12 protein-coding genes and 1 other RNA gene are annotated in these 12,108 nt (G+C 37.2%); 6 read left to right on the top strand and 7 right to left on the bottom strand.

What is annotated here, in order from left to right:
• Positions 1–184: 184 nt before the first annotated feature.
• Positions 185–415, top strand: coding sequence for a hypothetical protein (locus IW15_RS05900; protein ID WP_034710010.1), 231 nt, complete (start codon positions 185–187; stop codon positions 413–415).
• A gap of 66 nt (positions 416–481) precedes the next feature.
• On the opposite strand, the gene IW15_RS05895 is transcribed toward IW15_RS05900, so the two are convergent.
• The 6 genes from IW15_RS05895 to IW15_RS05870 form a co-directional block, all read right to left on the bottom strand.
• Positions 482–1,000, bottom strand: a complete 519-nt coding sequence (locus IW15_RS05895) for a hypothetical protein (RefSeq protein WP_034710292.1) — start codon at positions 998–1,000, stop codon at positions 482–484.
• Positions 1,001–1,113: 113 nt separating this feature from the next.
• Positions 1,114–1,758 carry an HD domain-containing protein gene (locus tag IW15_RS05890; protein WP_034710009.1) on the bottom strand — a complete coding sequence of 215 codons (645 nt, stop codon included), beginning with the start codon at positions 1,756–1,758 and terminating at the stop codon, positions 1,114–1,116.
• A complete protein-coding gene (locus IW15_RS05885) occupies positions 1,758–2,600 on the bottom strand; it encodes an alpha/beta hydrolase family protein (protein WP_034710008.1) in 843 nt (280 codons plus the stop codon). The genes IW15_RS05890 and IW15_RS05885 overlap by 1 nt, the downstream gene beginning before the upstream one ends.
• A gap of 88 nt (positions 2,601–2,688) precedes the next feature.
• Positions 2,689–3,576 carry a ribokinase gene (locus tag IW15_RS05880; RefSeq protein WP_034710007.1) on the bottom strand — a complete coding sequence of 296 codons (888 nt, stop codon included), beginning with the start codon at positions 3,574–3,576 and terminating at the stop codon, positions 2,689–2,691.
• A 67-nt stretch (positions 3,577–3,643) separates the two neighbouring features.
• Positions 3,644–4,279: a DUF4241 domain-containing protein gene (locus IW15_RS05875; protein ID WP_034710006.1), complete on the bottom strand. Its 636-nt coding sequence runs from the start codon at positions 4,277–4,279 to the stop codon at positions 3,644–3,646.
• 220 nt (positions 4,280–4,499) lie between these two features.
• Positions 4,500–7,115: a valine--tRNA ligase gene (locus tag IW15_RS05870; protein WP_034710005.1), complete on the bottom strand. Its 2,616-nt coding sequence runs from the start codon at positions 7,113–7,115 to the stop codon at positions 4,500–4,502.
• A 128-nt stretch (positions 7,116–7,243) separates the two neighbouring features.
• On the opposite strand from IW15_RS05870, the gene IW15_RS05865 reads away from it, so the two are divergent.
• Together IW15_RS05865 and IW15_RS05860 are read left to right on the top strand one after the other, a co-directional pair.
• Positions 7,244–7,729, top strand: a complete 486-nt coding sequence (locus IW15_RS05865; RefSeq protein ID WP_034710004.1) for a DUF1573 domain-containing protein — start codon at positions 7,244–7,246, stop codon at positions 7,727–7,729.
• A 77-nt stretch (positions 7,730–7,806) separates the two neighbouring features.
• A complete protein-coding gene (locus IW15_RS05860; protein WP_034710003.1) occupies positions 7,807–8,676 on the top strand; it encodes a PPK2 family polyphosphate kinase in 870 nt (289 codons plus the stop codon).
• A 95-nt stretch (positions 8,677–8,771) separates the two neighbouring features.
• On the opposite strand, the gene rnpB is transcribed toward IW15_RS05860, so the two are convergent.
• Positions 8,772–9,095: RNase P RNA component class A (gene rnpB, locus IW15_RS21935), an RNA gene on the bottom strand.
• Positions 9,096–9,255: 160 nt separating this feature from the next.
• On the opposite strand from rnpB, the gene IW15_RS05855 reads away from it, so the two are divergent.
• The 3 genes from IW15_RS05855 to IW15_RS05845 are packed head-to-tail and all read left to right on the top strand — an operon-like array spanning position 9,256 to position 12,103.
• Positions 9,256–9,747, top strand: a complete 492-nt coding sequence (locus IW15_RS05855) for an RNA polymerase sigma factor (RefSeq protein WP_034710291.1) — start codon at positions 9,256–9,258, stop codon at positions 9,745–9,747.
• Entirely contained in the window at positions 9,740–10,414 is a 675-nt protein-coding gene (locus IW15_RS05850) for a hypothetical protein (protein ID WP_034710002.1), read from the top strand. Before IW15_RS05855 ends, IW15_RS05850 begins: the two co-directional genes overlap by 8 nt.
• A gap of 60 nt (positions 10,415–10,474) precedes the next feature.
• Positions 10,475–12,103 (top strand): AMP-binding protein, encoded by a 1,629-nt coding sequence (locus IW15_RS05845; protein ID WP_034710001.1) that lies wholly within the window; start codon positions 10,475–10,477, stop codon positions 12,101–12,103.
• Positions 12,104–12,108 lie beyond the last annotated feature (5 nt).

Here is a 12,108-nt window from a genome sequence, read left to right as displayed (position 1 = left end):
AATATCAACACTTGGTGAAAAAAGCAATAATCTATCTAAAAATCACCATTTAAACAGTACATCTGTAGGCTATTTTTCTTTTTTATAAAAATTATAATTAAAAGGGTTTTTATATTCGTAAATTTAATATATTCCACCCTACACAATTCGCATTCAATTTTGAATGCTCAAAAACTATAATGTTATGGAAAAAGAAATTTGTACGATAAGCATTACCAGCAACTGGCTGGGCGATGCCTATACTTTTTATACAGATAATAAAATAAAAAGAGTGTACGACACCAGCAGCCTTAATTCTAATATAACAGAATGGCTAGACGCTACGCAGATCAGCAAGCATAATAAGGACAAATTAATTAAAAACTGTCCTGAAGAGTTTAAAGAACAGGTGATGCATATCCTGGATTATCCTTAATAGGTAAAAGAAAATTCGCGTAAGAAGCCGATCTTTTGAGGTATATTCTTAACGGAGCTAAATAAGTTATTTATTTTTTCTTACGATCAATACCAAATTGAGAAACAGGAGCAGCAGATCCAATGCTACCCAGATTCCCAATTTGGTATTTTCATAATTATAGGCGTCAACCTGCTTTTTTGCAGCTTCAGAAAGCTTTAAACTTTGGTTGATATAGTTTTGAACCTCTACAATCTGGTCAATATTTTTATTAGGAACGGAATGCTGAGAGAAATACACCAGATTTTTTTTGCCCAGGTATCCTACAATCCAGTATTCGTTTGACTGATCCATTTTCAGATATTCTACCCTATAATATTCGGGACGTATTTTACCAATATGCTTGGATTCCAACACCCCATTCTTTTCAGGATTATTGACATTGATTACATAAAAATCCAATGTCTGAGGCAGTTTATTGATGACCTGCAAGCCAACCGAATTGTCGATAAACCCTACCGCACTTTTTTTGATAAACCAATAGGTAAATATGGAAACCGAAAAAACAACGGTAACGATGCGAAATAATTTCGCCCATTTTGCCATCCTTCCCGATTTTACTTTTGATAAAACCAAAGAAAGTACACAAGCCCAAAAGATAACAAAAATGATAAATACCATACTGCAAAGATACTCATTTCGGAATTTTTGAGGGAATGTTAATCAACATTCCACTCTTTATAAAACTGATCCAGGAATGTAAGCATGAAATTATGTCTTTGCTGTGCGAGTTCCCGGCCTTTTTCTGTGTTCATCAAATCCTTCAGTAACAGGAGTTTTTCATAGAAATGATTGATCGTAGTGCCGTTCGATTTTTTATATTCTTCTTTGGACATATTCAGACTGGGTGGCACTTGCGGATCGTACATCGGGTTATTTTTAAATCCTCCGAAATTAAATGTTCTTCCGATTCCAATGGCACCAATCGCATCGATACGGTCGGCATCCTGAACAATTTTAAGTTCAATAGGCAGCTCTGAAGGGGCTTCACCTCTGTTTTTAAATGATATATTTTTGATAACAAACAAAACCTGTTCAATGATATCTTCCGAAACCTGCTGTGATTCCAGAAATTCCCTGGAAATTTTCAACGCCAATGTTTCATCACCGTTATGGAATTTGGGATCGGCAATATCATGCAGCAATGCCGACAGCTCTACCACGTCATGATTACAGTTTTCTGCTTCCGCAATTTTTTTTGAAAGCTTCCATACTCTTTCGATATGGTACCAGTCGTGCCCGGCTTCTGCTCCTTCTAATTTTTCTTTTACAAATTCTACGGTGTTGTTAATTGTACTTTTCATTAATCTGTCAGTTCATTTAAAATTATATCCCAAAGGTTTTTATTATAACTTCTAAAAAAATTCACATGCCCTATCTCTTTCTTTGAGGATTCGGATGTTTCTACAAGTCTGTAAGTAGGTCTAAGGTTTGGATAGGTGTCATTCAAAAGACTTTTGACTCCTTTTTCAGTCAGCCATATATCATCTTCTGCACGGATCACAAACACTTTCTGCGTTAAATTTTTAGAATAATCATCAATTTTCTCCAGCAATCTGTTGGTTGATTTTCTGTTTAAAATTAGGGTTCTCCAGTCATATGCACAATTTTTTGGAAGACTTTCTCCAAGACCAAACCAATGTGCCGGGAAATAACCTAATAACCCGGTGGTTAGAGGTTGTGCAATTCCAAATCCCAAATAGGCTTCCACTTTTGTCCTAAGTTTTAGATTTCCTACAAAAGCATTTTGAGTTCCTACAAAGATAAATTCTTTAAACAGGTCGGAATCTTTATTCATTCCTAAGATCAATGCTCCTACGGAATGACCAAGGCAATATTTTTTATATTCAGGAAATTTGATCTTAATATAATCCGTCAATGCTTTATAGTCTACTGATCCCCAAATTCTCATCGAAGCATCAAATCCTTTCATATGCTTTGGTTTTGAAAGACCGATTCCCTGGTAATCATAGGTAATTACCGTAAACCCTTTTTCAGAAAAATAGTTGGCAAAAGAAAAATAGACCTGTTGTTTCACCCCTGTCGCAGAATTGATCAGCAGCAGTTTGCTATTACTTTGTTCCGGCTCAAAAATATGCGCAGCCAGAGAAATATGATCCCGTGTTGTGATGATTAGCTTTTCCATAGTATAAAAGAAAATATCCACCCTAAAAGTGGATATTTTACTTATATTTTTGTGTGAAGTTTATAATTTTCGATATGTAACAAATAGTTTAAACGAAATCCGACCTCCTTGGCAGCCCCGTCTGAGAACCTTTGCCACCGGACACTCTTGATGAAACTTCATTTCCAAATTTCACGCAATCTTCAATAGAATTTCCATGGCATAAAGCTACAGCAAATCCTGAAGTAAAGGCATCTCCCATCCCCATCTTGTAAACCGTTTCATCTTTATCATTCCGGTAATATTTCATTTCCGTACCATCGAAGTAGATGGTTGAATTGGTATCATCCCGAACAAAAACTTTATTGAAAAATTTTTTCAGAACTTCTTCTCGCTGTTCTTTTCCAAAAACAATATACAGCTCACTGCTTTTTGCGACTACAAAATCTACCATTTCCAAAATGGTGTCACTTACTCTCATCGCAGGGGATGCATACAATCCTACTTTTTTGCCGTATTTTTTAGCTTTTCTTACGGTATATTCCACCACTTCCATGGAAACTTCCAGTTGTACGAGAACAAGATCTGCGGTATGAAAATACTTATCAGCATCCTCAATATGTTCTATACTCAAACATTTATTGGCAGCTGGTACCACTACAATGGCAGCGTGTCCCTGGCTTGTTGTAACATATGCCGTTCCCGTTGATTCTCTGTCTGTTTCATACACAAACCCTACATTCACATTTTCGCTTACCAGATTCCTCATGATTTGCTGCCCAAGAGGATCCATGCCGACGCAGCCTACAAAATATACGCTGGCACCCAACCGGGCTGTCCCTACGGCCTGATTAGCCCCTTTTCCACCAAAATAACTGTCGGAATTAACGGCTAATACGGTTTCATTAGGCTGTGGAAGTTTTTCTGTTTCTAAGACCAAATCGATTGAGGAACTGCCTACAACAATAATCCGGGGTTGTTCTGATGAGAAATTCATTGTGTTTTATGTTAGTTTAATAATTTATATTTGGTGGAAGTTGTTCTTCAAAAATAACTATTTTTATTTAACTTATTTCAATAAATTCTGTTACAATTTTTACCGGTGATTTTTCTTTGTCATAACCGATATAGCTTGCATAAAATCCTTCGCCATATCCGGTCTCAAAAGCGAAAATTGTTCCGGGATGATCTTCTGCCGGCTTCAAAAATGCATATTGGTCTATCGCCCCGTTTTCATCAAAGAAATAATCATGGAAGAATTCTTCATAGATTCCCATAAAATCCACTCCTTTGCTGTGGTATAACCTTTTTTCGAGATCATTGAGCTTTTCCTGGGTACCCACATCCATAAAGCAACCCATTCCGCTTTCTACAGGATAGCCGAAAATTTCTCCTTCGGACAGATCTTTCAGATTCTGATCATCAGTTGTTGCTAATTTCCATTCTGCAATTTCTGCATTCGTGAAAATAATTTCAGCGTATGCTACACAGTTGCTTTCTCTTTCTTTATGCAGTAAAACTGAAAAATCTCCTTTTGGAAATTCTGTAGAAAAAGGTTTCATATCATTGGTAATCAAAGGATCACAAGCCACTAATTTTCCACTGGAAAGATAGATCTTCCCCACTTCAAAACTTTCAAGCAAAGGACTTTCTACAAAGTCTTTTGAGAATAGTTTTTTTATGTTTTCTATATGTGTCATTTTTAATTTTCAATTATATCATTAAATTCACAAAAGAAGACCAGTTCAACCAGTCTTCTTTTATGTATATCATTTTCCGGAATCATTGACAATTCCTGCAAGACTTATCGGAATGGTTTACAATATATACAAATAGTCTTCCATTTTATATAAAAGGCTTCCCGAACCGGGTTCTTGATATTTCAGCCTGATATTCCGAGCAATTACTGTTCATTTAGGATTATAAACTTTTCAGCTTTTCTTCCAGAATGGCAATTTTATCCTGCGCATCTTTTTGTTTTTTGCGTTCACCGTCTACGACTTCAGGTTTTGCATTGGCCACAAATTTTTCATTGGAAAGCTTTTTATCTACAGAGATCAAAAATCCTTTCAGGTATTTCAATTCTTCTTCTGTTTTTATTTTTTCCTCTCCTAAATCTAAATTTTCACTTAAAGGAATCGAAACTTCCGTAGACCCAATAAGGAAAGTAAAGCTTGGCTTCTCTGTCTTTTCACCGAAATGAATTTCAGAAACATTAGCTAATTTCTTAATCACCGCTTCGTTTTCAAACTTATCTGCACTGGTATATACTTCAACGATTTCTTTCGGTGAGATTCCTTTAGTCTGACGGTAATTTCTAACACCGGAAATAATTTCTTCAGCAGTCTCAAAGTTTTTAATAAGAGCATCATTAAACGCTCCAGCTTTTTTCTGCTGTGCAATTACCAACGCTTCCTCAATGCTTCTCTCAGAGATCAAATGCCAGATTTCTTCTGACTGGAAAGGCATAAACGGATGAAGAAGTTTCATTAATTCTTCGAAGAAAATAACAGTTCTGTCATATACTTCTTTAGAAATTCCTTCTCCGTAATTAGGCTTAATGGCTTCCAGGTACCAACCACAGAAATCATCCCAGATCAATTTATAGATCAGGTGCAGCGCATCAGAAATTCTGAATTTCTCAAACTGCTGATCTATTTCTACTATCATTTTGTTTAATTTATTTTCAAACCATTCGATTGCCTGGTTGTCTGCAATATTCGCCGGCTTATCTTCATGATTCCACATGTTGATCAAGCGGAATGCACTCCAGATCTTCGTCATGAAGTTTCTTCCCTGAAGCATAAGATCTTCATCAAAAAGAAGGTCGTTTCCGGCTGCAGAACTCAATAAAATTCCTACACGTACTCCATCTGCTCCATATTTATCCATCAATTCAAGCGGATCCGGTGAGTTCCCTAAAGATTTTGACATCTTTCTTCGCTGCTTATCTCTTACAATACCTGTAAAATAAACATTCTTAAACGGAACTTCTTTTCTGTATTCCAATCCGGCCATGATCATTCTGGCTACCCAGAAGAAAATAATATCCGGACCAGTTACCAGATCTGAAGTTGGATAGTAATAATTGATTTCTTTATTTTCAGGATCAAGTAAACCGTCAAATACAGACATTGGCCATAACCATGATGAGAACCAGGTGTCAAGAGCATCTTCGTCCTGTTTCAGGTTATCAGTTGTCAGTTGTCGGTTGTTGGTTTTTTGCTTGGCAAGTTCTAATGCTTCATCAATGTTTTCTGCAACAACGAAATCATTTTCTCCTTCCCCGTAATAGAACGCAGGAATCTGCTGTCCCCACCAAAGCTGGCGGGAGATATTCCAGTCGCGGATGTTTTCCATCCAGTGTTTGTAGGTGTTTTTAAACTTTTCAGGATAAAATTTCACCTCATCGTCCATTACGACATCCAAAGCCGGCTGGGCAATATCCGCCATTTTAAGGAACCACTGAACAGAAACTTTAGGCTCGATTACCGCACCCGTTCTTTCTGAAGTTCCTACTTTATTTACGTAGTCTTCTGCTTTTAACAGAAGTCCGTTTTCTTCTAATTCTTTTGCAATCTGCTTTCTTACCTCAAATCTGTTTTTTCCGGCATAATGCAGTCCGTGCTCATTAAGGTTTCCGTCATCATCCAAAGCATCAATCATTTTTAACTGATGTTTCTGCCCGATCTCATAGTCATTGGTATCGTGAGCAGGTGTGATTTTCAATGCTCCTGTTCCAAATTCAATATCAACATATTCATCTTCAATAATCGGAATCACTCTGTTAACAATCGGTACGATGACATTTTTACCTTTTAAATGAGCATATCTCTCATCATTCGGATTGATACAAACGGCAGTATCTCCAAAAATAGTTTCCGGACGCGTGGTAGCCACGGAAAGAAATTCTTCGGTTCCTTCAATTTTATATTTAAGAAAATATAGTTTTCCGTTTTGTTCTTTAAATATTACCTCTTCATCGGAAATATTGGTTTTTGCTTCCGGATCCCAGTTGACCATTCTGTATCCTCTGTAGATCAATCCTTTATTGTAAAGGTCTACAAAACTTTTGATCACCTGCTGGGACAATTTCTCTTCCATAGTGAAGCGGGTTCTGTCCCAGTCACAAGAACAGCCCAGTTTTTTCAACTGCTCAAGGATCGTTCCTCCGTATTTATCGGTCCATTCCCAGGCATGTTTTAAAAATTCTTCACGGGTAATATCGGATTTACTGATCCCTTCAGATTTCAGTTTGGCAACAACTTTAGCTTCGGTAGCAATGGAAGCATGGTCTGTTCCCGGAATCCAGCAGGCGTTAAAGCCCTGCATTCTTGCACGACGGACCAGAACATCCTGAATGGTATTATTCAACATATGACCCATGTGTAAAATCCCCGTAACGTTTGGCGGAGGGATGACCACGGTATATGGAGGCTTGTCATTGGGTTCTGAGTGGAAAAATTTATTTTCCAGCCAATACTTGTACCATTTCTGTTCTGTTTCCTGTGGATTATACTTTTCTGAAATCTGCATAAATTCTATTTCTTTAGCTTACAATTTGCAAAAATAGCTTAAAGAAAAAAAATTTTAAGTATGAATTAAAATAATTTTTAACTTTGTTTCTCAAAATTTATCTAACAAACGTATTAACATTCAAGAATATGAAAAAATTAATTGCAGGAATTGCATTATTCGGGACATTTGCTCTTGCATCTGCACAAACTATTACATTCGATAAGACTACTTTCGACTATGGTACTATTAAGCCAAGTTCTGATGGTACAAGATTTTTTACAGTAAAGAATACAGGTGATAAGCCTTTGGTAATTTCTAATGTTAAACCTTCTTGCGGATGTACTACTCCAGAATTCAGCACAGACCCGATCATGCCTGGAAAATCTGCTAAAATCAAAGTTGGATACAACACTGCTCTTAATGGTGGATTCAACAAAATGATTGAGGTATTTTCTAATGACCCGGTAAACAGCAGAAGCGTAATTTACATCAAAGGTAATGTAGACGCTAACGCTCCTGAGCCAAAGCCATTAACTGCTGAAGAGCAAAAACAGGCTGCTAAAGCTCAGAAAGAAGCAGATAAAGCTGCTAAAAAAGCTGCTAAAGTTGCAAAAGTTGCTGCCGCAAAGTAAGCTCTACTCAAAAAAATAAAAGAACCGCCTCCTTTGAGGCGGTTCTTTTATTACTTTTATTATAAATATCAACATGTATGGACACCAATTTCTCTGATGATTTCCTGGTAAACGGAAAATTCTCAATAAAAAAATCTTCAACATCTTATGAAGGAAAACTCACTAAAGAAGAAGGAAAGAAATTATTAATAAAGGAAAAAGAAAAACTTCGTGAACTTCAGGAGAAGTTGTATGCGGACGGCAGCAAATCTCTTCTGGTTATCTTACAGGCCATGGATGCTGCAGGAAAAGACAGTATGATAGAGCATGTTTTTGGAGGAGTAAATCCACAGGGATGTAACGTCACCAGTTTCAAAACACCCACTTCTAAAGAGTATTCCCACGATTTTCTCTGGAGGCATTATTTAGCCTTACCACAAAAAGGAATGATCGGTATTTTCAACCGTTCTCATTATGAAAGTGTTTTAGTATGTAAGGTACATCCTGAATACAACCTCAGTGAAAAAACCTGGAAAACGGTAAAAGATTTTGACAGTACTTTCTGGGAAAACAGATATGAAAGCATCCGAAATTTCGAAAAACATCTTTCGCAAAATGGAACTACCATTGTGAAAATTTTTCTGAATGTTTCTAAAGGAGAACAGAAGAAAAGACTTCTGGACCGAATTGAAAAGCAGGAAAAAAACTGGAAATTCTCGGCAGCAGACCTTCCTGAAAGAGCTTTATTCGGCCAGTATATGGAAGCCTATGAAACTGCCATTAATGAAACTTCAAAAGATTATGCACCCTGGTATATACTTCCCGCTGACAATAAATGGTTTGCAAGAGTAGCTGCTATACAGATTATTATTGACACCCTGGAAAAAATGGACCTCAGGTATCCGGTACTTTCGGAAAAAGATAAAACAGAATTGGAAGAATCTAAAAAAACACTGGAGAATGAATAATTTATGAGGAAGATGGGAGCTGGGGGATAAAGGTTACAATTATCGCATTAAAAAACTTCCTTCCTCCAGCTTCTAACTTCCTGCTTTTTTCAAAAATCACGAGAAAATCTGTAAGCCGGATTTTGTACTTCCGAAGAAGTGCCTGTTATTTATCTGCGTACTGCATTGCTGCAATACTTTAGCTGATTACCCCTCGGCTTTCAGAGCGAGCCGCCCCTATTTTCATTGCTGAAAAGAACCGATATACTTATCATTGCACCGCAAAGAGTTTACCTGGTTTCACTACAGCCGAACTGTACCTGCTTTCTGTTGCACTTGTCCTACCCTCACGGGTGACGGATGTTATCCGCTTTGCTGCTCTATGGTGTCCGGACTTTCCTACCCCTGCCGAAGCAGGAATCAACAAGCCGACTTTCTCGTGGCTGCAAAGATACAGGATAATTTTGAGAATGAGATAATGCGGTTATAGGTAAATTCGTAAATATATATTTCCCTTTTAGCGTCCTGTTCATAATTATGAATGATAACTCTTCATTAATCACCACATTATTATTATCTTCGTGCCGTTATACATCTATTGTGATTTCTAGAGAAAAAGAATTTGCGCAGCTCATCAAGGATAATCAGGGTTTGATTATCAAGGTTTCGCGTCTTTATACCAACTCTCTGGAAGATGAAGAAGATCTTTTTCAGGAAATTGTTCTTCAACTCTGGAGAAGCTACGATTCTTTTAAAGGAAATTCTAAAATTTCTACCTGGATGTATCGTGTAGCCCTTAATACAGCCATTACCCTTTTTAGAAAAAAAAGCAAAAGCCTTCCTACCAACGAATTAGACATTAATCACAGAGATTTTATCGAAGATGATGATGAAAAACAGCAGCAGGTATCACTTTTGTATACGGTAATAAAGACATTGCCTAATGTGGAAAGAGCCATCGTAATGATGTATCTGGATGATTTGCCTTACAAGGATATCGCAGAAAACCTCGGGATTACCGAAGTTAATGCACGTGTGAAAATGAACAGATTAAAGAAAACCCTTAAAGAACAGATGGAAAAATATGCCTGAATTTGATTTAGACAGTTTTAAGAAGACATGGCAAGAACAGCCTGTTCAACAGAAATACGATAACAGCGAGATCCTTCAGATGCTGAACCGAAAATCGCGCAATTACGTGAAATATATTTTCTGGATCAGTGTGGTAGAATTTTTGTTCTTTTCGATCATGGGGGTATTTTACTTCATAAAGGGAGATGAATCCAACAGCTTTCTTAAACTATTGGAAAGACTGGGAGCCCAAAAAACACCTGAGGTAGAAAATAGTTTTGAGATTATATATTTAATTATTAAAAGTCTTAGCTTATTGATAACAGCTTATTTCGTCTATAAATTCTATCAAAACTACCGACAGATAAAAATAGAGGAAAACCTTAAAGGATTAATTACACGGATTATACACTTTAAAAAAACGGTCAATGCATTTATTTTAATCAGCATTGTTTTACTCGTTGTTGTTACCACCGTATTTATTGGTTTTATCTTCTACTCTCTGAATTCCCAAAGTATAGAGGTTAATAGTTCTACTCTTACAGGTTTCCTGATTGGAATTGTTTTAAGCACTGCTTTAACAGTATCACTGGTATGGCTTTATTATAAACTGGTGTATGGTATTATCATGAGGAAATTGGACAAAAATCTAAAACAGCTTAAAGACATCGATTCCCAGGAAAATTAATAATTCCCAGGCTTTAGCTTACGATTTATTTACTAATTTTAGGTAACCAAATCTTTAGTTATGGCATTATCCTATGTACACGGTGCTTCCGCTATTCCCTTATTGGGAGAGACAATCGGAGGTAATCTAAAAAATACGGTTGAAAAACATGCTCACCAGGAAGCATTAATCTCAGTTCATCAAAATTACCGGGCTACCTATCAAGAATTTTATAATCAAACAACAGCCGTTGCCAAAGCCCTGATTTATTTAGGTGCCAAAGCCGGAGACAGAATAGGAATATGGGCTTCCAACCGGTATGAATGGGTAATTCTTCAATATGCAACGGCCAGAATAGGAACCATCATGGTTAATATCAATCCTGCCTACAGAACGCATGAGCTGACCTATGTGATCAATCAGTCTGAAATCCGTTTTATTTTTTCATCACTACACTTTAAAACCAGCAATTATAAAGAAATGGTAGAATATGCCAAAGAGGTTTGCCCTTCTATGGAGCATGCCATATTCTTTGATGATACCTGGGAAGAATTTGTAAACAACGGACAATATATTTCCGATGAAACCCTCCACAGTTTTGAAGAACATGTGCAATTTGATGATCCTGTTAACATTCAGTATACTTCCGGAACAACAGGCTTTCCCAAAGGAGTAACCCTCTCCCATCATAATATTCTGAATAACGGCTATTTCATAGGTATCCGCCTACGCTATTCCGAAAAGGACCGGGTCTGTATTCCCGTACCATTTTATCACTGCTTCGGAATGGTGATCGGAAATATCTGCTGTATTGCTCACGGAGCCTGTATTGTAATTCCTAATGACAGTTTTGATCCTGATATTACCTTAAAAACAGTTTCTGACGAGAAATGCACCTCATTATATGGCGTTCCTACCATGTTTATCGCGGAACTGGCTGTTAAAGATTTCGATACCTATGATTTTTCCAGCTTAAGGACTGGTGTAATGGCAGGTTCAGTCTGCCCTCCGGAAATCATGAAAAAAGTAGAAAACCTTATGAACATTAAAGAAATGAGTATCTGCTACGGAATGACCGAAACATCCCCGGTTTCCACACAAACCTTAATAGGTACTTCTCTGGAAAAACAGGTAAGCACTGTGGGTACCGTTCAGGATCATCTGGAAATAAAAATCATTGATGAAAACGGAAAAGTTGTAGAGCGCGGGGAACATGGCGAGCTTTGTACAAGAGGCTATTCTGTGATGCTGAAATACTGGAACGATCCTGAAAATACTAAAAAGGTGCTGGATGATGCCAGGTGGATGCACACCGGAGATATGGCCGTGATGGATGACGAAGGATATATTACCATTTCCGGAAGGATAAAAGATCTCATCATTCGTGGTGGTGAAAATATTTCGCCCAAAGAAATTGAAGACTTTTTATACACCTATCCCAATATTCTGGATGTTCAGATTATTGGTGTTCCCAGTGAAAAATTCGGAGAGGAAGTGATGGCCTGGGTGAAAATCAGAAAAGGATTTGATGTCACAGAAGAAGAACTTCTTACTTACTGTAAAGAAAAAATATCCCATTATAAAATCCCGAAATACTGGAAGTTTGTAGATGAATTTCCTATGACCATTTCCGGGAAAATAAGGAAAGTAGAAATGCGCGAGATTTCTATAAAAGAACTGGGAATAGAAATCGGTAAGCCTCGTTCATAACCGCA

Origin of the sequence: Chryseobacterium soli, assembly GCF_000737705.1 — a bacterium.
Lineage (GTDB): Bacteria > Bacteroidota > Bacteroidia > Flavobacteriales > Weeksellaceae > Chryseobacterium > Chryseobacterium soli.
This window is presented reverse-complemented; position numbering and strand designations above follow the sequence as displayed.

What these genes read in the sequence shown, in the direction of transcription:
- IW15_RS05845 (WP_034710001.1), top strand. Translation starts at nt 10,475, where the DNA reads ATGGCATTATCCTATGTACACGGTGCTTCCGCTATTCCCTTATTGGGA.
- IW15_RS05865 (WP_034710004.1), top strand. Translation starts at nt 7,244, where the DNA reads ATGAAAAAATTAATTGCAGGAATTGCATTATTCGGGACATTTGCTCTT.
- IW15_RS05850 (WP_034710002.1), top strand. Translation starts at nt 9,740, where the DNA reads ATGCCTGAATTTGATTTAGACAGTTTTAAGAAGACATGGCAAGAACAG.
- IW15_RS05885 (WP_034710008.1), bottom strand. Translation starts at nt 2,600, where the DNA reads ATGGAAAAGCTAATCATCACAACACGGGATCATATTTCTCTGGCTGCG.
- IW15_RS05870 (WP_034710005.1), bottom strand. Translation starts at nt 7,115, where the DNA reads ATGCAGATTTCAGAAAAGTATAATCCACAGGAAACAGAACAGAAATGG.
- IW15_RS05890 (WP_034710009.1), bottom strand. Translation starts at nt 1,758, where the DNA reads ATGAAAAGTACAATTAACAACACCGTAGAATTTGTAAAAGAAAAATTA.
- IW15_RS05880 (WP_034710007.1), bottom strand. Translation starts at nt 3,576, where the DNA reads ATGAATTTCTCATCAGAACAACCCCGGATTATTGTTGTAGGCAGTTCC.
- IW15_RS05895 (WP_034710292.1), bottom strand. Translation starts at nt 1,000, where the DNA reads ATGGCAAAATGGGCGAAATTATTTCGCATCGTTACCGTTGTTTTTTCG.
- IW15_RS05875 (WP_034710006.1), bottom strand. Translation starts at nt 4,279, where the DNA reads ATGACACATATAGAAAACATAAAAAAACTATTCTCAAAAGACTTTGTA.
- IW15_RS05860 (WP_034710003.1), top strand. Translation starts at nt 7,807, where the DNA reads ATGGACACCAATTTCTCTGATGATTTCCTGGTAAACGGAAAATTCTCA.
- IW15_RS05900 (WP_034710010.1), top strand. Translation starts at nt 185, where the DNA reads ATGGAAAAAGAAATTTGTACGATAAGCATTACCAGCAACTGGCTGGGC.